Source organism: Wolbachia endosymbiont (group A) of Paraperithous gnathaulax (genome assembly GCF_964028485.1).
Taxonomy (GTDB): domain Bacteria; phylum Pseudomonadota; class Alphaproteobacteria; order Rickettsiales; family Anaplasmataceae; genus Wolbachia; species Wolbachia pipientis.
This window is the reverse complement of record NZ_OZ034784.1, coordinates 459,069-485,003: the sequence shown is the minus strand read 5'-3', so window position 1 is coordinate 485,003 and position 25,935 is coordinate 459,069. Positions and strand designations below refer to the sequence as shown.

Here is a 25,935-nt window from a genome sequence, read left to right as displayed (position 1 = left end):
AACAAATATGAACTGCTACAAGACTCACACGTGCAATGAATTAAGGAAGAATGATGTAGGAAAGGAAGTTACCCTCTCTGGATGGTTATACCGTAAGCGCGATCACGGTAACCTAATCTTTGTTGATTTAAGAGACTTCTATGGAATCACTCAACTAGTATTGAATAATGACAAAGACTTTTTTGATGAGATATCAAATTTAAAATTGGAGAGTATAATTACTGTTACAGGAATAGTTGAAGCTAGAACTGAAGATACGGTAAACACCTCTATCGCAACTGGGGAAATTGAGGTTGTAGTTAGCAATTTGCACGTTGAATCGGAAGTCGAGTTCCACCGTGATGAAGAAATAGCGAAAGAAGAAAGAAGTATATTAGCGAGCATTGCTGGCGAACAAGAATATCCGGAAAATATGAGATTTAAATATCGTTTTCTTGATTTAAGGCGTGAAAAAGCCCGCAACAATATTATTCTGCGCTCACAAATTATTGCAGAACTCCGCAAGCTCATGATAGAGCGAGGATTTTTAGAGATTCAAACTCCAATACTCACTGCTTCCTCTCCTGAAGGAGCACGCGACTACCTAGTGCCAAGCAGGCTAAATCCTGGCAAGTTCTATGCATTGCCACAAGCTCCGCAGATTTTCAAACAGTTGCTCATGGTCTCAGGGTTTGATAAATATTTCCAAATCGCACCGTGTTTTCGTGATGAAGATGCAAGGGCTGACCGTTCTCCGGGAGAGTTTTATCAGCTAGATCTTGAAATGTCTTTTGTAACTCAAGAAGACATCTTTCAGATTATTGAGTCTACCTTATATAGAGTGTTTGCTAAATTTTCTCGTAAGTCTGTTGATAAAGATTTTCCACGTATTACATATAAAGAAGCAATGCTTAAATATGGTTCTGATAAGCCAGATCTGCGCAATCCACTATTAATCAGCGATGTTACAGAAATTTTTCGTGATTCAGGGTTCAATATTTTCAAAAGCAATATTGAGCGTGGTATGGTAGTGAGAGCCATCCCTGCACCTAAAACAGCAGAGGAACCACGCAGCTTCTTTGATAAAAAGATAGAACATGCGCAAAAAGAATTCGGTGCTAAGGGTCTCGGATATATAACGTTTGATAAAGATGGAACTGCGAAAGGCCCAATTGCTAAATTTCTTGATGAAAATAGGCTAAACCACATAAGAGAAGCAACAAACATAGAGCCAGGAGATAGTGTATTTTTTGCTTCTGACAAAGAGAATGAGGCGGCAAACATTGCAGGAAAAGTACGCACTCTTTTAGGGTCAGAACTCAGTCTTATAGATGATAATATCTTCAAGTTTTGTTGGATCATTGATTTTCCATATTTTGTATATGACGATAAAAGTAAAAAAATCGATTTCTTTCATAACCCATTCTCCATGCCACACGGTGCTCTGAAAGATTTAGAGGACAAAAATCCACTGGATATCCTTGCTTACCAATATGATCTTGTTTGCAATGGAATAGAACTGTCAAGTGGGGCGATTCGTAATAACAAACTGGATATCATGTATAAAGCTTTTGCCATTGCAGGTTATAGCCGGGGAGAAGTTGATACAAGATTCGGTGCACTTGTACGTGCATTCAGATTTGGTGTTCCTCCTCATGGTGGAATAGCACCAGGAGTTGATAGAATAGTTATGCTGCTTGCTGATGAGCCAAATATTCGTGAAGTAATCTGTTTTCCTATGAACCAGCAAGGTGAAGATGTTCTAATGGGTGCTCCTTCCAAGGTGGAGGATAAGCATTTACGTGAATTATCCTTGAAGGTTATTGAATGAAAAATTTTATAGCAAGGAGCACCGGTTAATGATATATTAGGTTATGTTAAATTGAAAGACCATGAATAATATCCAAAAAGCAATACTATCGGGCATGATCTGTAACATGATTGTGTGGTATGAACTCACTCTTTTTGGAGTATTAACAGATACAATCATCAACGTTTTTTTCCCATCAGAAGATCATTATTTGAGTACACTCAAATTCCTTGGTGTTTTTGCAATTGGTTTTGCGTTTAGACCAATTGGTGCAGTAATTTTTGGTTATATGGGAGATAAGTATGGCAGAAGAAAGACTTTACTTACTTCAGTAATATTAATTTCAATATCATCCACAATTATGGGAATTATACCTGGGTATAAAGAAATAGGGTTGCTTTCACCTGTATTGCTTGTGTTTTGTAGAATAGTGCAAGGAATAACTGCAGGAGGTGAAACAAGCATTAATACAGCATTTACGATAGAGCATTCAAAAGATAAAAAAAATCTAGGTTTCTTAGGAAGTATGAAGCCCTTTAGCGGAGCCCTTGGAACGCTCTTATGCATAACAATGATATTTATCTGCAAAAGAGTTACAGGTGAGAACTATGAAATATGGGGATGGAAGTTGCTTTTTTATTTTTGCTTTTTTTTGGGGACAATAGGTTTTTTAACTAGGTACATATTAAAAGAAAGCTTAGCATATAAAACTAATAAGTACGCTAATAATTTAGCACATTCACCATTGTTAGAACTAGTAAGAAACTATAAAAGACCGCTTATTATTTCAATCAATCTGGGAATTGCTCAGAATGCAATTGTCTACGCAGCAATAATGTTTTATAATATATCAATAAAAGAGCTAGTTATTTTATCTATTAGTGTTAAAGATTTAATGAGGATAGTAATACAGGTTGTATTTGCAGCATCTGCGGTACTTTTTGCAATTTTATCTGATAAAGTTGGAAGAAAACGCGTAATGATTCCTGTACTGATTATGCTATCTCTGATTGGTACATGTGTATTACCATTATTATCTTCCGTTAACCACTATGTCGTAATAATAACTTACTTATTGATTACTATACCAGTAGGTGCATCTTTTGGAATATATGGTTCTGTTATTTGTGAACTGTTTCCAACAAAAGTAAGATGCACTGGCGTAAGCTTAGCAAATAATATATCTGCAGGAATTTTTGGTGGCCTTTCTCCATACATATGCATGTGGCTTATAGAAAAAACCGAAACAAAACTTGCAGCAGGCATTTATCTTACTGCCTGCGCATTAATTAGCCTAATATCTGTGCTTCAAATTAAAGCCAAAGACAGAAAAGTTGATTGGTGAAATCGTTTCAGTCGAAAAATAGCGCTTCAATGGATTTTTCGATGTGTTTAGTGATAGGAGCGGTGATAGTGATTTCTTTATTGTTTGGCAGTTTTAAAGATAAAGAATGCGAATGAAGGTGAATTTTATTTGCTATCCCATCAATAAAAGCTTTTTTACCACCATATTTACCGTCACCAAGAATAGGGCAATTTATATGAGCTAAATGTGCACGTAACTGATGGGTTCTGCCGGTAATTGGTTGTAATTTTAAATAAGCAACATTGTGTTTGGATTTTGCTATAATTGAAAAATGCGTAGTGGCATTCTGAGGTGAATTTTCATCAACGACCACTTTTTCTTGACCTGAAACATATTTTTTCACCAATGGATAGTCTATTGTTCCACTATCCTTGCTCGGTATGCCAGAAGTTAATGCTAAATAAGTTTTTTTTACTCTTCGTCCTTTAAATTCTTCCATAAGGTATCTGGCAACATTAGCGTTGCGTGCGAATATTATCACTCCACTCGTATCTCTATCTAGCCTATGGACAATTTTAAATGTTTCTCCCTCTCTTATTTGGTCAAGCAAATCACTCATGCTAATCTTTACTTTTACGCCACCTTGAACGATGACCCCTGCGGGTTTGTTTATAGCTAGTATATATTCGTCTTCATATAATATGTTCTCTCTTAGTAGATTCACTAACTTTTCATTATATTTGCGATCAGAATTAGCGTTTTCAATATAATTCAAGTGCTTCAGCGTTATAGTTTGCCCAGAATTTACTCTATCACTGGACTTTGCTTTGCAATCATCAACTTTGATTAATCCTTTCCTTAAAGATTTTTCAATTACAGATTGCTTTAGATCAGGAAAGATTCTTCTGATGTACCTATCCAGCCTAACGTTATCGTCTTCTATTAATATGGTTTTTATACTTTGTAGCATTCCATTATTTATAATGAATATCTAGTGAAATGTCAATTATTGGTGTCATTCCAGTGTCAAGCACTGGAATGACACCGAAGGGGCTACTGCCGTCATAAAGGAACCAGTGTCAGCTACTCGGATGACAGGAGAAGGAGACTACTGAGATGACAGCTAGCCTGACAACCGTCATCCCGCTGCTTGTTAGCGGGATCTAGAGATACCGCGAATGAATCGCGGTATGACGGTTCGCGGCGGCATGACGTAGAGCTTGCGTTAGCTATACTTTTATACTCACCAACTCAGCTGGATCCAAGTAGTCAGAGCACTGGGATGACAAAAAAAGGAGGGCACTTGGATGACGGGAGAAGGAGCTATTTGGATGACATCGTTTACTATACAATGTTTGTACAGTTCTGGATAAAAAAATTAGCTAACAAATTTATAAACATCAGTATACAGCTCATCAACGCTTGGTTCTTTACTATTTTTGGCAAAATCTTCCGACTTTTTTACTAAATCACGTATTTCCTTATCAATTACTTTGCACTCTTCTTCTGAAGCCATTTTATTATCTGTCATGTATTTCTTTAAAGTGCTTATAGGGTCATGATTTTGCTTCATATCTTCAACTTCTTCTTTTAAGCGATAAGTAGCAGGATCTGACATTGAGTGACCGCGATATCGATATGTCTTCATTTCAAGCAGGATAGGCCCTTTTCCGCTGCGTGTGTGTTCCGCTGCTTCGCTTGTAGCCTCATAAACAGAGAAAAAATCCATTCCATCAACTTGTTTTCCAGGAATACCAAAACTTTCTCCTCTTTTATATAACTCTGTTACTAAAGTTGACCTTTGCACGGAGGTTCCCATTGCGTATTCATTATTTTCTATGATGTAAACCACAGGCAACTCCCACAAAGATGCCATATTAAACGATTCATATACTTGTCCTTGATTTGCAGCACCGTCGCCAAAATATGTAAATACCACATTATCTTTTTTCTTATATTTATTAGCAAATGCTATTCCTGTGCCAATTGGAACTTGTGCTCCCACTATTCCATGCCCGCCGAAGAATTTTTTTTCAACGTCAAATACGTGCATCGAACCACCTTTACCTTTCGAGCATCCTGTTTCTTTGCCGGTAAGCTCTGCCATTACAACATTTGGATCAGAATCACATGCGAGCATTAAGCCATGGTCTCTATAACTTGTGATAAAAGCGTCACCTAATTTTGATGCAGCTTGAGTTCCAACTGCAACTGCTTCTTGTCCTATTGATAGGTGACAGAACCCGCCTATTAATCCCATCCCATATAATTGTCCTGCTTTTTCCTCAAATCTGCGTATGAGTAGCATTTTCCTGTAGAATCCAATTATCTGTTCTTTAGTGAAATTTTCTGCTTTCATATCGATTTCTTTTTCATTAAACTAACACAATACCAGGAATTTTAAATTTTTGCTAATGAACTATTACCACTGGCTTGAGGCTTTTCACGTTATCTCTGTTATCATGTGGATGGCAGGTATGCTTTATTTACCCAGGCTTTATGTCTACCATGCAACTGTAAAACCGGGATCGGAAAATGATAGCTTGCTTCAAACAATGGAAAAGAGGCTACTTAGATATATCATAAACCCTGCAATGCTTTTCTCACTTGGTCTTGGAATTACACTAATGGTTATTAGGGAAGCATATCGTGAAGGATGGTTTCATGTAAAAGCATTTGCAATACTTTTGATGTTAATTATTCATATGCTACTTGCAAAATATAGGAAAAATTTTGCAATGGGTTCGAATAAGAAGTCACATATTTATTTTCGCGTTTTAAATGAAGCAGTTACAGTATTGATAATAGTTATAGTTATTATGGTTGTTGTAAAACCTTTTTGACTGACCTTACCCAAAAAAAGCAGAAAGCTCGTATCTGTTCAGATGCATGGCTAATGTACAATACTGAAATAAAAATTCCAGTGCTCCCTTTCTTGTCATCCCAGTGCTTGACACTGGGATCCAGCTTTCTTTACAAATTCACCAAAAGTGCTTCATTCTATAACGCAAAACCCATACTCACCAAACTCAATGCATTACTTGCAATTAAGTCTCCTGGATGCCAGTGTCAAGCTACTCGGATGACACCATTCTTTTTCCTGGATCCCAGTGGGCTTTGTTGCATCGCTAGCTATGATGGATAAAGATAAAAAAGGTAGAGAATATCAGTAGCTTATTATTCTGGTATTTATAACAAGAACGGTCAGTGAATACCTAAATTTGAGTAAAAGAAATTTCACTACCATTTACCAATCCGGCTAAAATTCAAGAATTTCAATGCTTTAGCTATTTTCAATAGAATTAAATTTATTAATATAAATAACAAATTACTATTCTTAAATTTGATCAGATTGATTGCAAAAAAACAAGATTTTCAATAGGTTGCTTATAATCCTAACTATAGTTAGCCTTTCATAAGTAGCGATGCAACAAAGCCATCCCAGTGTCAAGCACTGGGATGACAAGAAGAGGGCACTGCCCTCTTGGATGGAAGCCAGTGTTAGCTACTTTCATGACACCATGACAACCGTCATCCCGCTACTTGTTAGCGGGATCTAGAGATACCGTGATGGTATGACGTAGGGGTTGCCGAGAACTTGTCATCCCAGTGCTTGACACTGGGATCCAGTTTTTCGTATAATTTTGTCAAAATCTATTGTGCTAGCAAGTTCACTAGCGTCACGCGCTGGTCTGTTAGACATTTACGTGTAGGGTGAAGAAATTTTGAAAAAGACATACCAAATATGAAAGGCCTATATATTAAAACTTACGGCTGTCAGATGAACGTTTATGACTCCGTTTTAATGGAAAATGTAATTAAACCTTTGGGGTTCAACGTTGTTAGTGATGCAGGGAAAGCCGATTTAGTGATACTGAATACTTGTCACATTAGAGAGAAGGCAGCAGAAAAACTTTACTCAGAGCTTGGGAAGATTCATTCGTTACGAAAAGAAATGACTATAGTGGTGGCTGGGTGTGTAGCGCAAGCAGAGGGAGAAGAAGTGTTCAGAAGGGCTCCTTTTGTTGATATTGTTGTTGGTCCGCAGAGTATCGCTACCTTACCGGAGCTGATAGTCAAAGCAAGCAGAAGTAAAGGTCATGTAATAAACACTGATTTTCCTGAAGTTGCAAAGTTTGATAAATTGCCAGATGAATGCTATGGCAATAGCCAGGGGTCTTCTGCGTTTCTTGCCATACAAGAGGGTTGTGATAAATTTTGTACGTTTTGTGTAGTGCCCTATACTCGTGGAGCTGAGTATTCACGGCCAGTGAATGAAATATTTCGTGAAGCATTGAAATTAGTTGCAAATGGGGCAAATGAGATCAATTTGCTTGGTCAGAACGTCAATGCTTACCATGGGGAGTGCGAAGGGGAAGTGTGGGATTTAGGAAAATTAATTAGTCATATTGCTAAAATTGAAAAGCTAGAGAGGATTCGTTATACAACTTCTCATCCAAGAGATATGCATGAATCTCTCTACTTGGCACATGCGGAAGAGCCAAAGCTCATGCCGTTTGTTCACCTGCCTGTGCAGTCTGGTTCGAATAAAATATTGCACGCGATGAACAGGAAACACACTGCAGAGGAGTATTTGGAAATAATAGACAGATTTCGCAAATTGAAACCTGAAATCGAATTTTCTTCTGATTTTATTGTTGGTTTTCCTGGAGAAACCGAAAAAGATTTTGAAGAAACTATGAAATTAGTAGAAAAAGTTAGATATGCTCAGGCTTATAGTTTTAAATACAGCCCAAGACCAGGCACACCGGGAGCGGAAAGAAAAGATCAAGTACCAGAAGAGGTTAAAACAGAGCGCCTTCTTCGTTTACAGAAATTAATTAGTAAGCAACAACTTGAGTTTAACCAGAGTATGGTAGGTAAAACTATACCTGTTCTATTTAGCGATAAAAAAGGTAAACACCAAAACCAAATTATTGGTAAAAGCCCATATATGCAATCAGTGTGCATTGATGATTCTGAAGATAAATACAGGGACAAAATAGTAAATGTGAAAGTGTTGGAAGCTCGGCAGAGTAGTTTGCTGGGGTGTGCATTTCACTGATTTTAAGCAGCGTTAAATATAAATCTTAAGCAAAGAGTATTGAAAAAATGCAATCATAATCTTTTTCAAAAGTTACAAAGTTTAATTGCTACCTCTGCTGAACGGGTACCTTAAACCTACAAATTTGAGCTTACCTATATCAATTTTTTGTACAAGATGAGTTAGTAACAACTTTATGTATAAAATTGAAGAAGAATAAAAATACAATAACGAGCATTAAATTAAATATTCCCACCTTTAAAAAACCCTCTTTATATATTTCTAAAGATTCTAAATAATTTATTTTACCATTTACTGAAGGAACTGACATAAATTTTGATATTGCAACTCCGGCTAGGTTAGAAAACGCTAATGACAGCATTACTATACCCATCACTACTCCTCTAAGGTTTTTGGGGGCTAGTGTAGTTGCTTGTTCTTGGACTAATGGAGCAATACATAATTCTCCCAGTCCCATAAAGGAGATAGCAATTATTAAATATAAGTATTCTACTTTACCTTCAATGTTAGAGTTTAAACATCCTATGTACAGTGTGAAAAAACACATAGCCATTGTCAGAAGGCCAAGGGTAAACATGGAAGTTGCATATTTTTGCTTAAACTTCATGTATGTTCCAAAAAGAAAGCCAAATATTATAATTGACAAAGGATTTATGGCTTGAGAAACTGAAGCTGGGATTGTTATACCTAATACATTGTTAATAACGTTTCTTTCGGTGAATAAGTTAACCAAAGAGCCAAGCTGCATTTCTAAAGCAAAAAAACACAAGAAAAATACCACAAGAATAGATAATGCCACTAATTTTCGTCTTTGTTCTGCTGATAATTTAGATATTATATAAATAAATATGCCCAGAGCTGTTATTCCAATAAATATGAGCATATTAGTAAAAAATTCACTATGTATAAGCATTTTAGCAATTATTGATGATGACAGAAAGCTTCCTATCAATACTATACCAAAAATTTTAATCCCTAATATGCGCTTATTCATAAGCTCTGGATAAGGAGAAAGGCCGCTATCTCCTAAAAGATTCTGAAATTTGAGAAAAAAGATTAGCCCTATAGACATCCCAATACCAGCTAAACCAAAGCCGTAGTGCCAGCCAAACAAGTGGGCTACATAACCACATGAAATAGAAGCCAATATTGCTCCAATATTCACACCTACGTAAAATAAAGTAAAGCCTCTGCTACGTTCAGGATCGTCTTTGCCATAGCATGAACTAAGTAAGTTAGTTACGTTCCCTTTAAACATACCAGTACCTATGGCTATTAGAGATAAACCTAAATATAATAAACCTGGTTCAAACTTAACCAATGACATGCAAGCATGACCTGCTATCATCACTATCCCTCCAAGCAACACCATGTTGCGGAATCCCATCAACTTATCAGCTAAAAAACCTCCAAGTATTGGTATAGCATAACCTGTTGCAGCAAATAATGAGTAAATAGTAAAGGCCCTCTCATCAGTGAAACCTAAGTGAGAAGTCAAAAATAGGACCAAAAGTGCCCTCATTCCATAGTAAGAGAAACGTTCCCACATTTCAACAAAGCACAACATTTTTAAAAATTGTGGAAACTTATCTGTCTTCTGATCCATAAAATACCCCTAAAGCTTGGGTTAATGTTAAGTAAAACAATAAAAACTGCAAGTAAAACTTAAAAAAAGGTATTGGAAGCTCGGCAGAATAGTTTGTTGGGGTGTGAGCTACGGAAATATTTTTGAATTTGTAATTTTTCAGAAAGCCCTATATTCTTTAGTTTTACATAGCGAACATGAAGTCAAAGCATTATCCTGATACAGTAAGTAGTCCTGATTTTTTATCGTTAGAAAAGGAAATCATAAAATTTTGGCAGGAAAACAAAGTTTTTGAGCGGTCAGTTGAAGAACGTTCCAAGGATAATTGTTTTGTCTTTTACGATGGGCCTCCGTTTGCAAATGGACTTCCGCATTATGGACATTTACTCACTGGTTTCATCAAAGACGCATTTGCAAGATATCAAACTATGCTTCAAAAAAGGGTTGAACGTAGATTTGGCTGGGATTGCCATGGATTGCCGGCTGAGATGGGTGCAGAAAAAGAACTTGGAATATCTGGTAGAACTGAGATAGAGAAGTTTGGTATAGATAAATTTAACGATCATTGCCGTACTTCTGTGATGAAATTTTCATCAGAGTGGGAGAAGTATGTAAATAGGCAAGCAAGGTGGGTAGACTTTCACAATGACTATAAGACTATGGATAAATCATTCATGGAGTCGGTCATGTGGGCATTCAAGCAGCTTTATGATAAGGGTCTGGTGTATGAATCAGTGCGCGTTGTACCATATAGCTGGGCATGCGAAACTCCATTATCTAATTTCGAAACAAGGCTTGATAACGCGTATAGAGAAAAAGTTAGCAAAGCTGTAACTGTTGCATTTGAGCTTTTAGAAAACCCACAGCAATTTAAAAGTGTTAAACGAAAGTGTAAATTACTTGCTTGGACTACAACTCCTTGGACGTTGCCGAGCAACTTGGCTTTAGCAATAGGAAAAGATATTAAGTATTGTGCAGTGTCAGTCCACCCTTTGATGTCATTCCAGCGCGTGACGCTGGAATCTATTTCTGGATCCCAGTGTCTGGGCACTGGGATGACAGGGAGTAGTGAAGGAAGTTCAATGAATGGTGAAATATACATTTTTGCTGAAAGCTACTTAGAGAAATTTATCAGCCACTCTGAACAAAACAATATTCCATATGAAAACTGCAATATAAAACTTAAAGCGAATGATCTTGCAGGTCTTTCTTACAAACCACTGTTTGACTATTTTAAAGACACAAAAAATGCATTTCGCGTTTTTATTGCTGATTATGTGACGGAAGAAGACGGTACTGGCGTTGTGCATACTGCTCCTGGATTTGGTGAGGAAGATTTTTACCTTTGCCAAAGCCATGATATTCCAGTTATTTGTCCAATTGATAACAGTGGAAAATTTACTGCTGAAGTTTCAGATTTGGCAGGGGTTCATGTTTTTGATGCCAATGATACAGTAATAAAAAAATTGAAAGGGCAGGGAAGTTGGTTTAAGACTGAGCAATATATTCACAATTATCCACACTGCTGGAGAACTGACACTCCTTTGATCTATCGAACTATGCCTTCTTGGTATGTTGCTGTTACAAAATTCAAAAGCAGAATGGTAGAGCTAAATAAGAGAGTTAATTGGATACCAAACCACATTAGAGATGGTCAATTTGGAAAATGGCTTGAAGGGGCACACGACTGGTCAATTTCACGCAATCGATTCTGGGGTACGCCAATCCCTGTATGGAAATCAGATGATGCGAGATATCCAAGAGTAGATGTATATGGTTCAATAGAAGAACTGGAGAGAGATTTTAATGTTAAAATAGACGACTTGCACAGACCATTTATCGATACTTTAACAAGACTAAATCCTGATGATCCAACAGGAAAATCAGTTATGCGCCGTGTACCTGACGTGTTTGACTGCTGGTTTGAATCTGGCTCGATGCCATTTGCGCAAATCCACTATCCGTTTGAAAATAAGGAGTGGTTTGAATCTGCGGATTTTATCACTGAATACATAGCGCAAACCAGGGGGTGGTTTTATACGCTCTTTGTATTGTCCACTGCTTTGTTTAATAGGGAACCATTTAAGAACTGCATATGCCACGGTGTTGTTTTGGATGTAAAAGGGCAAAAATTGTCCAAACGTTTGAATAACTATGCAGATCCAATGGAGGTTTTTGATAGATACGGTTCTGATGCACTGCGTTTTCTTATGCTTTCTGGATCTATTGTTTGTGGTGGTAATTTGCTACTCGATAAAGAAGGAAACTCAATACGAGATGTTCTGAAAAACGTAATAAAACCTATTTGGAACAGTTATCACTTTTTTACTATGTATGCAAATGCAGATGGAATTAAAGCTGAAGTTTGTAAGGATTATCAAAGCACTATTGATCGTTACATGATTTCCAAGTGTTTTGAAGCTGTAGAAGGTATCCAAGCTTCTATGAACAACTATAACTCCCAAGAGGCTTGCAAAATTTTAATGAACTTTTTTGAAGTGCTAAATAATTGGTATATTCGTCGCAGTCGCGAGCGTTTTTGGAAAAGTGATTTGGATCAGGATAAAACTGATGCTTATAATGTTCTATATACGGTTTTTTATTACATACTAAGAGCTGCAGCTCCTTTGTTGCCACTTATAACAGAGAATATATGGCAAGGGCTTAAGTATGAAGAAACATCTGTTCATTTGGCTAATTTTCCACAATTAGAGAAGTTTGATAGTCAGCTCATTGCCAAGATGGATTTGGTGAGAGAGATATGCAACTCTGCACTCTCTATTAGAAACACTTTTAACATACGTATCAGACAGCCACTTGGCAGTATGATCATTTATCATCAGTCTTCCTGTAGTTTTCTTGAAGGTGAGCCGTTTTCTGTCATCCCAGAGCTCTCTCCCGTCATCCCAGAGTTCTCTCCTGTCATCCCAGAGTTCTCTCCTGTCATCCGAGTAGCTGACACTGGGATCCAGAAAGAAAAAAGTGCTGGAATGACACCAAGCATGAATGAATATCAAGAGATGATAAAAGATGAGGTAAATGTAAAAAAACTGGAGTTAGTAAACAGACTTGAAGATATTGCATCACTAGAGTTAAAGCTAAGTTTTCCCCTGCTTGGAAAGAGAATACCAGATAAAATTAAGAAACTAGTTCAATATGTCAAAGAGGGAAAATGGAAGCAAGTTGAAAATGAGCAAGTTTTTTTAGGTAATGAGTCAGAAAATTGCATCATAGAAAAAGGCGAATATGAACTATTGTTAAAAGCAAACAGTGAATATTCCTCTGTATTTGATAACAATAAAGGGATTGTCATTCTAAATACTGAACTAAATGATGAATTAATTCTAGAAGGGCTTGCAAGAGATGTCGTGAGGCTCATTCAGGAAACCAGGAAACAAGCTGATTTTCATATGTCCGATAGAATCAGAGTAATAATCAAAACAGAAGATGAGAAAATTAAGGAAGCAATAAATACGTGGATTGAATATATAAAAGAGCAGACCCTTACCTTATCTTTGGACATTAATACAGAAATTGGAACTAACTTTTATTTTAAGGAGTACCAAAATTTGATAGTTGGTATTAGGTTAAATTATTAGTAGTTGAAAGTTGTCATTGTTTATGCTATACTTAGGTTACTTGAGGTAAGGTTATGGTATGCATGCTGTTGTAGATTGTAAGAAAGTTGTTGACTTAAATAACAATAGTGATGATTTAGGTAAAGTAGAATCTATTTCCAATGTTACTTTGGAAGAGGAAGAGTCTTTTGATGCTATGGAAGCTGTTTCTAATGTAGAAGAAGGGAATGATTTAGGTCTTGCTACTTCAGAAGAGGAAGAAGAATTTTTTGATGCTGTGGAAGAACAAGAGCCGTTAGCTAATTTTAACGTTCCACTCAGTATATTTCATTATAAAGATTATAACTCTGATTTTTTTACTTCTTGGTATAATATATCAAGTAGAATATTTAAAGAGGTAAATCGAGCTTGCCCGGAGAAGAAAGTATTAAATTTAGCTCTATCAGTTTTAATGTTTCCTTATATAGTTTTCACTGCGTTAGGATTAGCCGTATATAATAAATTAAAAACAAATGATAAGACACAAATCAGTTCAGAGGAGAATAAAACAAAAAAAAGTGAAGTAAGTGAAAGTACAGCAAAAAGATTGGCATATGGTGTTCTTGCTGCAATAGTGATTCTTGTTAATATCGCTGTGCTTGCAGCATTACTTATTCCTGCAACACTCGCTTTGGCTACTTTTTATCTTTTAAATAAAAAATTATCTCATTTTTTGATTGCTGCTATTAAAATAAGTAATGGGTTATGTCAAAATGAACACCAAAATATTGAGGTGTCTTTTCATGAGATAGAGGCTATTGAAGCAGACATTAAGTGGAATATGGAAGTTAAGTTTCCACCGCAATTTAAACAACTACTTAGAGATTTATACGAAGATAAAGATGGTAGTTGGTTTAATGTTGCACGTGATTCAGAACATAATACCATACTGAAATTATCAGCTAATATCCACTTAAAAAATGGTCTTAAGCCTTTACGTAATGAGATCAAGAATGTGCTTGCAACTTCTATTCAAGAATTTGCGAAGACTATGGAAGAACTGATAAAGCTAGAAAAGAAAGAGATTACATATGATAAATTGAAGGAATTGTTGGACGAATTCAGGTTAAAAGTGGTAAGTAGCATAGATTTTAAGTTGACAACTCACTTAATATACAACGCCTATCAAGTTGCCTTTATACAAGCAGTTAGGTTTCAGCTGGATAGACGGAAAGAAGGTTTTTCACTGGAAGATGAGATAAAAAATTCTTTAGTGAGACAGGAATTAGAGAGTCAAGGTAAGGAATTACCAGGTGAGAAAGAAGTGATAATAAGAGATCTGAAAAAAGCAGGAGCAAAAGTACCGGATGTTTTAGATGATAGTGAGCTTCCTATATTTAAAGCAGAATGGAAGCGGCTTAAAGAAGAAGGGAAGATAGCTAAGAGAACAATTATTGATGTTTATAAATATATACATAGTAGAGAAACAGAGACAGCTCTAGGTAATGCTAAAGAAGAGATTAATCTTTTAAAAAAAGAAGGACAAAAAAGATATATTAGGATACATGAAAAATTGAAAGAAATATATGGAGATGTAAAAAAGAATAATTTAGCAGGTGATGTTTTAAGAAGAAGGTTAGAAGGTCTTTTTAAGTTCGAGTATGATGATCAAGAAGTTGAGCAAAGGCTAGTAAAATCAGTAATGAAAAAAGCCAAGGGTGAGTTAGGCCTATTAGGCATGCTCAGCTTAATAGACCAGTTTCGGGATTTAGAAAAGGAGATAAAAGGTTCTTTGAGTGAGAATTTAAAAGAAGCTTCAGATAAAGTAAATGCTTTTGTAGCAAAGATATATTTAGAAATAACGAAATGCAAAATACAAAATGTACTCAAAGGCCAAGCAAAGGGTATAGAGGATTCATGTAAGCTGTTAGAGGAAAAGGAGCCGGATTTAGTACAGAGGATTAATGCGCACCGAGCGGAAATTGCAGAATGCTTAGAGCAACCTATATCGTTAAGGAAAGTAATAGAAGAAAATGAGGATTTAAACAAATATTTAGAAGGTGAGCGAAATAGGAAAGGAGAACAGCATCCAAGTACAAAATTAATAGAGAAGCATTTGAAAAATAACCAAGAAATTCTCAAAGCATTAAAACAGTTAGAATTAGAAGAAAAAGGATTGTTGATAAATGAAGAAACAAAAAATGATTATATAGAAGAACTAGAATCTCGCGAAAAAATAAAGTTTGCAATAATAGAGGATGATTTACTGAAGGAGTTCGAGCGTGAAACTTTTAACGAAGAAGCAGTTAAGAAGTTGTTAGAGGAAGCGGAACTTGAATACTATTTGGCAGAAAAATGCATAAAAAGTCCTGTGATAAAAACAAAAAATAATATCAAGCACTTTTATCAAGGTTTATTGTCTCCTTTGATAGATAATTTGACAAAAGATATAATAAATAATATACCAGGAAATAGTGAAGGTTGTATACAGAAAGTTAAGAACTGGAGTAAAGTTATGTTTGGTGCAATAAAGATTGGAGCATCAAATGCTTATAAAGAGACTACAGAGAGAAAAGCGTTAAATGTGGCACATAATACTTATAAAGAAGGAGAGACATTTCTTCAATGTTTTCAGTCAAATTATGAAGGTGTTGGAGCCTTTTTAGGTAATTTATTTTCTGATGATGGGGTAACATTTAAAAATGATGTGTGGCCTAAAATAGAAGAGCATTTGCATGGAATGTGGGATAGATTTTTCAAGGATATTGAATTCAATATTGGAAATAAATTGGATGAAGTAAGTGTGACACAGCAACGGCAGGAAACTATGATTGTGACTCAACGATAAGTTCTCAAAGTTCCTCCGGTATTTTCACATACTAAATTAACTATAGCACTTGATTCTTTTTGGATCTCTTTTTCAGTTAAAGTGTGAGTTGGAGAGCAGAAAGTAACTGACAATGCTATAGACATCTTATTCGATTCTATATTATTTCCATGGTATACGTCAAATACTAAAACTTCTGTGATGAGCTCTGAGCTTTTTTTTACCACATTGATTATGTTACCTACTTTCACATCCTTATTTACAATAAATGCAAAATCACGTTTTACACTTTGGTATTTATAATCGATAAATTTCTTTCTACTTACAGGTAAATTTTCAATATTTTCTAATATCACCTCAAAACCTACAACTTTTTGCTTGATGTCAAAAAGATCTAATATATTAGGATGCAACTCTCCAAAATAACCTGCTACTTTATTCTTAAAAGAGAGAGTGCCTGACTTTCCTGGGTGGTAATGTTCTTTTTCTGCTCTCTCTATCGTTAAATTATCGCAATTGACGTTAAAAAACTCCAAAGCTGCTATGCAATCAGCCTTTGCGTCAAAAACATCTACTTTCCTATTAGTATTATAATGGTTTCGCGGTAAATTATTTCCTGTTCTTATTCCACTTAAAACATGTTTAGACTGAGCTTCACCATCGTAAATCGGCCCGATTTCGAAGATTGCAAGATCAGATATTCCATGGGCAATATTATCAGCAGTAACTTGCAATAAATTTGGCATAATACTTGGTCTCATTATATTAAAGTTATTGTTAAACGGATTATCGATGATAAATAACTTATTCGAGTAACCAAATTTTTCAGCTGTTGATTCACTCATAAACGACCAGGTTAGCACTTCATGAAACCCTCTGTTTGTCATCAAAATACGCAAATTGTCGTATGTACTATCTACTTCTTCAACATTATTTGGTAGTGGTTCTTCTTTTATTTTGTCATAGCCGTATATCCTTGTTACTTCTTCAATTAGGTCAACCGGTATTGTCACGTCCGGTCTCCAGCTTGGTACTTGTACATTCCAATTGCCTTCGGTTTTTTTATCAATATTAAACCCTAGTTTCGTCAAGATATCGAACACTTCATCAGGCAATACAGATACACTTCCAAACTTGTTTACATCTTGGTAATCAAAGCTCACCTTGGTGTCAGCCCTATCTAAGCTGCCAGCAGACACTACGCTTGAGGCTTCTCCACCACATAAATCCAGAATCATTTTAGCTGCAAGGTTGAGTCCATCAAAAGTAAATTCGGGATCAACAGAACGTGCAAATCTGTAACTAGCGTCTGTGGAGATGTTTATTTGCCTTGCAGATTTAGCGATAGATATAGGGTCAAACCAAGCAGACTCTAAAAAGATATCAGTAGTTTCAAGTGTACATCCACTGCACTTTCCACCTATAATTCCAGCAACTCCATGAATATTTTTATCACCTGCAATAACGCTCATGTCTTTGTTTAATAAGTATTCTTTACCGTTTAAACCAGCAAATTTTTCTCCGTCGTTTGCTTTGCGTACTGTGAGCTCTCCTTCTATTTTTTTTGCATCATACGCGTGCATTGGGCGGCTGAAAGATATCATAATATAGTTCGTGATATCAACTATTGTAGAAATGGAGCGCATTCCTATCGATTCCAATTTATCTTTTAGCCACTTTGGGCTTTCTTGATTTTTTACATTGGCGATGTATATTCCACTAATAAAACTTTCTCCGTCAGTAACTTCAACATCGATTGGTGAATTTATGGAGCTGGTAAGTTGTGGAATGCTTAAAGTCTTTAATGTTCCAATTCCAGTTGCAGCAAGGTCGCGAGCTATTCCATAAATGCCTAAGCAATCTCCACGGTTTGGAGTAACATTTATATCAATTACAGGGTCACAATTGAAAAATTTATCCCCTACTTTATAATCATCGGAAAGCTCGATTATTCCTTCACTTTCCTCTTGAACCAACGCAAGTTCAGAAGCAGAGCAGAGCATCCCTTCACTTAGCACTCCTCGTATTTTTGTAGGCTTGATTGTGAAATCACTTTCTGGCAATGTGCTACCAAGAGATGCAAGCACAGTTTTCATACCTTCTCTAACATTGTTTGCTCCGCAAACTATTTGTAGAATTTTACTTCCTTCATCTACTTTACATAATTTTAATTTATCAGCATTTGGATGCTGTATCACCTCTAATACTTCTGCAACAATAAAACCAGCTAATTTGGTATTGTCGATCACATCTTCTACTTCTAACCCTATGTGAGTTAATTTATCGGTAATTTCTTCTAAACTAGCATTGGTTTCTAAATACTCCAGTAACCAAGATAACGTGAATTTCATCGATCTAACAAGAAACAAAAAGTTATTGTAATATAAAATGTAGTGCTTTTAAAGCTTGTTGTAGTGGAATACTTCTACATCATTGTTTATGATGTAGAAGCTTTTGTAACTTTATATCTTCTTGCGAAGAGAAAGAATTTTTTCTATATCACCTTTTAAATCTATCTCCAGAAAGAATTTAAGACTTTCATAATCCCAGGCATCCTCATCAATGTTACCATCAAAAAAGAAGTGTATTATTGCATTGTTGAGTCCTATGTAATAATCGCGAGTATCTTCGTCAAGGAAACAATCTACTGATTCGATGTATCCGTTACCAAATTCCTGCTCCAAATTTAAAGGATGATTAGTGTTAATAAAATCTATTTCGTTCATTATATACCTCACTAAAAATTAAATTATAATCAAAATAAGATATTAAGTCAAGATATTGAATAATTTAACAAGATTAGTAAATTTTAAAATACAGAGCTGACTGTAATTAACATTCTAATTACATATTTTGTTAATATGTTAATGTTATAATAATACAGAGCCTTATCTTAATTCTTGACTTTGTCCTATAAAATTCATACTTTATTTACTGTTTATAATTCAGATTAAAATGGCATTAAATCCGCTGGAACAGTTTAAAGTATATACGGTAATAGAGTTACCTAGGTTATTTGGGTATGACGTAAGCTTTACCAATTCATCTCTTTTCACGATGATTTCGGTGATATTGGTGATACTCTTTTTGCTTTTTGGAATAAAGAAGGGGGCAGTAATACCAGGATATTTGCAAGCTGCAGTTGAGTATGTATATGATTTTGTTATTTCAATAATAGAAAATAACACTGGAAGCAAAGGCTTGCAGCACATTCCATTGATATTTACAGTGTTTATTTTCATTTTATCGTGTAATTTAGTTGGTGTTCTTCCTTATAGTTTCACGGTCACAAGTCATGTGATAGTCACCTTCGCTTTATCGATGGTGGTTTTTATTTATATAACGATTGTTGGATTTAAAGAAAGGGGAGTAGAATTTTTACGCATATTGCTACCAAAAGGAACTCCTTCGTGGCTTGCACCTATAATAATTATTATTAAGTTGTTTGCTTATTTAGTAAGGCCGGTTAGCCTATCAATAAGGCTTGCAGCAAATATGATTGCTGGTCATACAATCATCAAAGTGATAGCAGGGTTTATTGTAAATATGAACATATTTTTCACTCCTGCGCCGTTTTTGTTCATAATTGCATTGATAGGATTTGAAGTATTTGTTGCAATTTTACAAGCTTATATATTTACTATATTAACATGTGTATATTTGTCAGATGCAGTAAAGTAATTGACTTCCTTGTAGAATATTTTACAATTATATTATAAAGAAATAATTAAAGGTAATATATGGATTTAGTAGCTTTAAAATTTATAGCAATTGGTTTAGCTGTGTTTGGAATGCTCGGCGCTGGTTTAGGTATAGCTAATATCTTCTCTGCTATGTTAAATGGGATTGCGAGAAACCCTGAATCAGAAGGTAAAATGAAAAGTTATGTTTATATTGGTGCTGCCATGGTTGAAATCATGGGATTGCTTGCGTTTGTACTTGCAATGTTATTAATATTTGCTGCTTAACAGATGCCACAGCTTGATGTTTCAACCTTCTTTTCTCAAGTTTTTTGGTTTTTAATTTTTTTCTCTTCACTTTTTTTCGTAGTAAGTTGTTTATTTTTGCCAAAGTTAGATGAAATAATAAGCACTAGAAGTAAAGAAGTATTGGGTTCTTTTAATAGTTCTGTTCATCTTTTAAGACTTACGGAAGATCAGATTACCAAGTATAACGCAGCTTTAACCCAAGCTAGAATACAGGCAAAAAAAATCATAGATGATGCACTTGCTCAGGTAGAAGAAATGAGAGCTAATGTTAAGAATATATTAGAAGAGGAAGATAAAAAAAAGAGCAAGCTTATTGAAAAAAAAGTGGCAGAATTTAAATCTGAATATACTGATCAGTTAAAACAAATGGCTACTAGTATTGCTTTAATTTATTATACTAAATTGACTAATTCTGAAATTGAAGAGGAATTTATTGCTGACTTGGTGTCCAAAGAATTTTAGGGGTTTTTATGTCTACATCACTGATTATCGGTCTTGCCTTCTTGGTAAGTTTTGTCCTTTCGTATAAATTGCTAAAGAAAGTGATAAAAAATGCGCTTAACAATAAGCGTAACAAAAGCAAATTTTCAAGTGAAGAAACTGAAAAATTCAGGAAAGATATGTTGGAGTATTACAAAAAATCTTCTAAAAAATACAAAGAATTAGATGCAGAAGTTAATAAAATGATGAATGAAGCACTTGATAAAGCTAATAGTATCATTAAGCACAATAGACAGCAGCTAGATCAGACATTAGATGACAATGCCCATTCTAACTTGAAGAAAGTCACTGACCAAGTTGAAAAAGCTCTTGGAGATTTACAGGCTAACACAGCGAATATAGCTGCTGATGCTGTAAAAAAAATAATGCATGAACGTAAAGATGATAAGCGTAGTAGCGAGGTCATATCTTCATTTTCACGTGACTTAAATAAAAAATTGCATTAGGTTCAATGCAACAATTGCCTATACTTCAAGCTGATAATGTAGAAAAAATTAAGTTTGATTCTAGTTTGTGCAAAGAGCCAGAGAAACTTTTTTACTATAAATTTAATATAATTCCTTGGCAAAAATTAAATACTACTACTTTTTTTATGGTTGAAGACACAAGCCGAGATATCAACCGTTGGGTCGAAGCTCATTACGGTATTGACTATGTATTAATAAAAGTGGATAGCGAACAGATTTTAAATCTTCTTAACTCGCACTTTGGTATTTCAGAATTTGCAAGCAACTACTTATATTACAAGAATCCTAATTTTTCAGCCAAAAGCATTAAACTAAGCTCAATATTTTTTGCTTCTTTCTTTATTGTAACTTCAATTTTAACACTAACAGAGAAATATACATATTTTGCTTTGATGTTGATATTTATAATCGGATGTTCTAGCTATTTATTCAAGTTTATAGCTACAATTTTTAACTTATGTGAAACCTCCAACTAAAAAGTGGATTATAGTAAGCTGAGTGAAGAAGATTTTCCTATATATACTATTTTATTGCCTGCTTTTAAAGAAAGTGCAGTGATAGAGCAATTGGTTGAAAGCATTGAAAGTTTGGATTATCCAAAATCAAAATTAGATGTGAAGCTTCAGGTAGAAAGTGATGACCAAGAAACGCTAGCAGCTATAGAAAAGTACACTTTACCGCAGTATTTTGAAGTAATAAAAGTGCCTCATTCTTTGCCTAGAACAAAAGCCAAGTCATGCAATTATGCTATGAGCTTTGCTAGAGGAAAGTATGCAGTAATATATGATGCGGACGATAAACCAGACCCATTGCAGTTAAAAAAAGCACTGATTGAATTTAATAAGGACGACGATAAGCTTGCCTGTGTACAGGCGAAATTAAATTACTACAATTGTGATTATAATTTTCTCACAAAATTCTTTTCTCTGGAGTATATGAACTGGTTTCAATACTTATTGCCTGGATTCCAAAAAATGAACATGCCGATGCCTTTGGGTGGTAGCAGTAATCATTTTTCAGTAAAAATTCTAAAAAAAGTGTTTTTCTGGGATGCTTATAGTGTTACCGAAGATGCTGACCTTGGTTTGAGACTTGCACAAATGGGATATAAAACCAGGATGATTGACTCAGAAACATTGGAAGAGTCACCAATTGCTGTATTTGCTTGGATTAAGCAAAGAGCGCGCTGGATCAAAGGCTATATGCAAACTTATATTGTTCATTTAAAAAATATAAAGTCACTTTATAAACACACTGGATTTAAGGGAATTTTGCTATTGAATCTTTTTGTTGGCTCTGCAGCTTTTATATTTTTTACTACTCCATTTTTACTGCTTTCATTGATATTAACTAAAGTTTTAAATGAATTATTTTTGTACTACTTTGTAGTGGTATACGTTACTAACCTGATTCTTTTGGTAATAGCTGTCAAACAGCAAAAGATGCCTTTTTATTTTTATATAGTATCGATATTTTTTCCGGTCTATAGTCTGCTACATAGTGTTGCAGCTTTTCTTGCCTTATGGGAATTTATTCTTTACCCTGAGCGATGGAACAAAACTCAGCATGGTTTATGGAAGCAAAACCTGTAGCTATTTGGCTTTTTCTCTGCTCGGTCATGGTAATTCTCATGGTAGGGATTGGTGGATTTACCAGACTTTCAAAAGCAGGATTGTCAATCACGGAGTGGAAACCAATTACTGGAACATTACCACCACTGAGTGAACAAGACTGGCTACAAGAAAAATTAAAATACGAAGCTACACCTGAATATAAAGCACTTAACTATGGTATTAGTATGGAGGAGTTTCGCGCTATATACTTAATAGAATATGTACACAGATTGGTTGCAAGACTAACAGGTTTAGTTTTTGTCCTGCCATTTATATATTTCATATTAAGAAGAAAAATATCTAAAAAGGTAGTAATAAAGCTATGTGTGGCATTATTATTTGGAGCTTTACAAGCTTTTGCTGGTTGGTATATGGTTAAAAGTGGTTTAGTAACTGAACCTCATGTTAGCCACTATAGGCTTGCACTTCACTTATTATTAGCATTAATTATCTTTGCATTATTGTCATATCAATTTTTTGATTACCAAATATGGATCCCAGTGTTACGTACACAACTATACGAACATTGCAGTATAAGAGTAATTTTCACCAAGAAAGATGTCATCCCAGTGCCCAGACACTGGGATCCAGAAAACTTAACTTTAAATAAGTGGCTGCATAGTAAAAGCTGGATTCCAGTGTCAGCTACTTTCATGACACCATTTGCTGTGCAATTTATTTTCAAAAGTAAGCGTTCGTACAGTTGTGTGTCAGCTACTCGGATGACAGGATTTCAATCTACTAACAGTAGTATATATTACACAATACTTATTCTGATTCTAATTGTAATACAAATAATTTTCGGCGCATTTGTTGCGGGATTAAATGCTGGTTTGATTTACAATACCTTTCCACTAATGGACGGACAAATCGTTCCAGAAGATTTATTTTTCTTACAGCCTATATGGCTGAATATCTTTGAGAACAGAGCGACAGTGCAATTTATACATCGAGCACTGGCATTGCTAATACTAACTTTGGTAGTAATACTCACAGTAAAAAATGCTAGCATAAAACCGGTATATATTATGCTGCTCTCCGTCGTCATTCAGATCATTTTAGGTGTAATTACTCTATTATTGCACATACCAATAGCCATTGCCATAGCTCATCAAGTGTTTTCATTTATCTTGTTTGGGTCAAGTTTGTACTTCTTATGTTATTTAAGAAAGCAGACTACATCACCAATCTGCACATTTTTTCCTTCTTGAACGGGAATATTTTTTATCACCATTGCTGCTTCAGCACATATGATATTTTCCATTTTCATTCCCTCCACCACAAATAAAGGTTGTCCTATTTCCACCTGATCTCCTACATTTACGTGCAATTTAACTAATAAACCAGATATTGGGGATTTTACAGCATCTGCTGAAATCCCTTCTGTTTCATTATTTAGCATTAACCTACTTAATTCAGCTACATGAGGCTTAAATATACAACACTCAGCTTTCATGCCTGCATGCCTTATGAAGTACTTGCTGCCTTGTCTTTCTATTTTAAGTGCTATATTGGTATCGTCATTAATTGTGATATATAGCAATCTATAACTTGATTTCCACTTGCCTATAACGGAGTATTTATTGTGATTATATACCGTTATTAATATATTATCTTGGTATTTTGCATTTACGGAGTACTCATTGTCATTTATATTCACTATGAATAAATCTCTTGCACGGTCACCTGCCATCCGAGTAGCTGATACTGGTGCCCCTTCTTTTTTACTAGATTCCAGTGTCACGCACTGGAATGACACCTGAGATGTTTCATTCACTGCTTTATGATGGTACCTTTCTTCATTTTCCAAATGAACATATAACGCAGTGAAAATAAATATTTTAATATACTCCTCTGTAACAAAATCGCCGTGAAACCCACTAGGGTAATGATCTGGAATGAATCTCGTATGGAGCTTTGCTGCGATAAAATTTGGGTGATGGAAGATGGATTCTAGAAATTCTATATTATTTGTTACTCCTTCTATATAGCATTCAGACAATGCTTTTTGCATTCTGCTGATCGCTTCTACTCTATCTTTTCCATATGTTATCACTTTGGCAATCATCGAATCATAGAACATGCTAATTTCTGAACCTGCAGCAACTCCATCATCTATTCTTACATAATCATTTTCACCCGGTTTATCGTAATATTTTATTCTTCCGCTGGAAGGGAAAAATTTCTTCGATGGGTCTTCAGCGCAAATTCTACTTTCTATTGCAGAACCAGTAAGTTTAATATCATCCTGATTGAATCTCAATTTCTCTCCACAGGAAGTTCTAATCATTTCTTCTACTATGTCTATTCCAGTTATAAATTCTGTTACTGGATGCTCAACTTGCAATCTCGTATTTACCTCAAGAAAATAGAAGTTTTGGTCTTTATCTACAACAAACTCAACAGTGCCTGCTGAAAAATAGCCAACTTGCTTTGCCAGAGAAACACATTGAACATACATTTTTTGTCTTACTTCTTCACTAATGAATGGGCTTGGCGTTTCTTCTATTATTTTCTGATTATTCCTTTGTATCGAGCATTCTCTTTCTCCAAGACAAACTATATTGCCATATTTATCTGCTATGATTTGTATTTCAATATGTCTTGGCAACTCTATATATTTCTCTATAAAGATACTGCCATCCTTAAAACTTTTCTCTGCTTCATTTGTGGCTGATGTAAATGCTAGTTTAATTTCTTTTTTGGAGTTTACAATTCGCATTCCTTTGCCACCACCGCCTGATGCAGCTTTGAGCATAACGGGAAAACCGACCTCTTTAGCAACTTGAGCTGCGTGGGCAGCATCGCTGATCTTACCCATATATCCTGGCACTACATTCACTCCAGCTTTTCTTGCAGCTTCTTTTGCTGTTATTTTGTTGGCTATAACTTCTATTGTTTCTGCACTGGGACCGATGAAGTCTATATTATGTTTTTGAAGAGCACGTGGAAAATCTGGATTCTCTGCTAAAAAACCATAGCCAGGATGAACTGCCTCAGCACCTGTTTCAACTGCTACTTCACATATTTTTTCAATGTTTAAATAACTGAGGCAAGATGGCGAAGGGCCGATATATCTTGACTCATCTGCTTGTCTTACATGCACAGAATTTACATCTGCATCCGAGTATATGCACACACAAGATATACCCATCTTATGGGCAGTTCTGATAATCCTGCAGGCAATCTCTCCTCTGTTTGCTATTAAAATCTTACTGTACTTCTTTTCTATCATC

The 25,935-nt window shown here is 35.3% G+C and carries 18 protein-coding genes and 1 pseudogene; 13 read left to right on the top strand and 6 right to left on the bottom strand.

What is annotated here, in order from left to right; all coding sequences use genetic code 11:
- Positions 1-7: 7 nt before the first annotated feature.
- Together aspS and ABWU74_RS02595 are read left to right on the top strand one after the other, a co-directional pair.
- Complete coding sequence (gene aspS / locus ABWU74_RS02600) at positions 8-1,810, top strand: aspartate--tRNA ligase (protein WP_209472897.1); 1,803 nt, start codon at positions 8-10, stop codon at positions 1,808-1,810.
- Positions 1,811-1,871: 61 nt separating this feature from the next.
- Positions 1,872-3,134, top strand: a complete 1,263-nt coding sequence (locus tag ABWU74_RS02595) for an MFS transporter (RefSeq protein WP_006280528.1) — start codon at positions 1,872-1,874, stop codon at positions 3,132-3,134.
- 7 nt (positions 3,135-3,141) lie between these two features.
- Here ABWU74_RS02595 and ABWU74_RS02590 read toward each other — a convergent pair whose 3' ends face one another.
- A complete protein-coding gene (locus ABWU74_RS02590) occupies positions 3,142-4,065 on the bottom strand; it encodes an RluA family pseudouridine synthase (RefSeq protein ID WP_006279888.1) in 924 nt (307 codons plus the stop codon).
- Positions 4,066-4,473: 408 nt separating this feature from the next.
- Positions 4,474-5,454, bottom strand: coding sequence for a pyruvate dehydrogenase (acetyl-transferring) E1 component subunit alpha (gene pdhA, locus ABWU74_RS02585; RefSeq protein WP_006279887.1), 981 nt, complete (start codon positions 5,452-5,454; stop codon positions 4,474-4,476).
- A gap of 55 nt (positions 5,455-5,509) precedes the next feature.
- Here pdhA and hemJ point away from each other — a divergent pair, with 55 nt between their 5' ends.
- From hemJ to miaB, 3 genes are all read left to right on the top strand, one after another.
- The gene (hemJ, locus tag ABWU74_RS02580) at positions 5,510-5,938 is read left to right on the top strand and encodes a protoporphyrinogen oxidase HemJ (RefSeq protein WP_010082641.1); all 429 of its coding nucleotides are present in this window, start codon (positions 5,510-5,512) and stop codon (positions 5,936-5,938) included.
- 53 nt (positions 5,939-5,991) lie between these two features.
- Positions 5,992-6,240: a hypothetical protein gene (locus tag ABWU74_RS02575; RefSeq protein WP_317586155.1), complete on the top strand. Its 249-nt coding sequence runs from the start codon at positions 5,992-5,994 to the stop codon at positions 6,238-6,240.
- 600 nt (positions 6,241-6,840) lie between these two features.
- A complete protein-coding gene (gene miaB / locus ABWU74_RS02565) occupies positions 6,841-8,160 on the top strand; it encodes a tRNA (N6-isopentenyl adenosine(37)-C2)-methylthiotransferase MiaB (RefSeq protein ID WP_010962578.1) in 1,320 nt (439 codons plus the stop codon).
- Positions 8,161-8,299: 139 nt separating this feature from the next.
- Here miaB and ABWU74_RS02560 read toward each other — a convergent pair whose 3' ends face one another.
- A complete protein-coding gene (locus ABWU74_RS02560; RefSeq protein ID WP_007548626.1) occupies positions 8,300-9,766 on the bottom strand; it encodes a peptide MFS transporter in 1,467 nt (488 codons plus the stop codon).
- Between the two features lie 176 nt (positions 9,767-9,942).
- Between ABWU74_RS02560 and ABWU74_RS02555 the strand changes: the two genes are divergently transcribed.
- Complete coding sequence (locus ABWU74_RS02555; protein WP_353289384.1) at positions 9,943-13,344, top strand: class I tRNA ligase family protein; 3,402 nt, start codon at positions 9,943-9,945, stop codon at positions 13,342-13,344.
- 58 nt (positions 13,345-13,402) lie between these two features.
- Positions 13,403-16,150: a hypothetical protein gene (locus tag ABWU74_RS02550; RefSeq protein WP_209472909.1), complete on the top strand. Its 2,748-nt coding sequence runs from the start codon at positions 13,403-13,405 to the stop codon at positions 16,148-16,150.
- On the opposite strand, the gene pheT is transcribed toward ABWU74_RS02550, so the two are convergent.
- Entirely contained in the window at positions 16,141-18,480 is a 2,340-nt protein-coding gene (gene pheT, locus ABWU74_RS02545) for a phenylalanine--tRNA ligase subunit beta (protein ID WP_353289383.1), read from the bottom strand. The genes ABWU74_RS02550 and pheT overlap by 10 nt on opposite strands.
- A gap of 111 nt (positions 18,481-18,591) precedes the next feature.
- A complete protein-coding gene (locus tag ABWU74_RS02540) occupies positions 18,592-18,855 on the bottom strand; it encodes a hypothetical protein (protein WP_010962582.1) in 264 nt (87 codons plus the stop codon).
- Positions 18,856-19,084: 229 nt separating this feature from the next.
- On the opposite strand from ABWU74_RS02540, the gene ABWU74_RS02535 reads away from it, so the two are divergent.
- The 6 genes and pseudogenes from ABWU74_RS02535 (at position 19,085) to ABWU74_RS02510 (ending at position 23,910) form a co-directional block, all read left to right on the top strand.
- Positions 19,085-19,810: a F0F1 ATP synthase subunit A gene (locus ABWU74_RS02535; RefSeq protein ID WP_155968396.1), complete on the top strand. Its 726-nt coding sequence runs from the start codon at positions 19,085-19,087 to the stop codon at positions 19,808-19,810.
- A gap of 59 nt (positions 19,811-19,869) precedes the next feature.
- Positions 19,870-20,097, top strand: a complete 228-nt coding sequence (locus ABWU74_RS02530) for a F0F1 ATP synthase subunit C (RefSeq protein WP_006014985.1) — start codon at positions 19,870-19,872, stop codon at positions 20,095-20,097.
- Between the two features lie 3 nt (positions 20,098-20,100).
- Positions 20,101-20,580, top strand: coding sequence for an ATP synthase F0 subunit B (locus ABWU74_RS02525; protein ID WP_010962584.1), 480 nt, complete (start codon positions 20,101-20,103; stop codon positions 20,578-20,580).
- Between the two features lie 8 nt (positions 20,581-20,588).
- Positions 20,589-21,065: a hypothetical protein gene (locus ABWU74_RS02520; RefSeq protein WP_065094793.1), complete on the top strand. Its 477-nt coding sequence runs from the start codon at positions 20,589-20,591 to the stop codon at positions 21,063-21,065.
- Between the two features lie 14 nt (positions 21,066-21,079).
- Positions 21,080-22,678 (top strand): annotated as a pseudogene (locus tag ABWU74_RS02515) (glycosyltransferase family 2 protein).
- Positions 22,636-23,910: a COX15/CtaA family protein gene (locus tag ABWU74_RS02510; RefSeq protein ID WP_244663076.1), complete on the top strand. Its 1,275-nt coding sequence runs from the start codon at positions 22,636-22,638 to the stop codon at positions 23,908-23,910. Before ABWU74_RS02515 ends, ABWU74_RS02510 begins: the two are co-directional and overlap by 43 nt.
- Here the strand turns inward: ABWU74_RS02510 and ABWU74_RS02505 are convergent.
- Positions 23,859-25,934, bottom strand: a complete 2,076-nt coding sequence (locus tag ABWU74_RS02505; RefSeq protein ID WP_353289382.1) for an acetyl-CoA carboxylase biotin carboxylase subunit — start codon at positions 25,932-25,934, stop codon at positions 23,859-23,861. The two genes, ABWU74_RS02510 and ABWU74_RS02505, sit on opposite strands and share 52 nt — an antisense overlap.
- Between the last annotated feature and the right edge of the window lies 1 nt (position 25,935).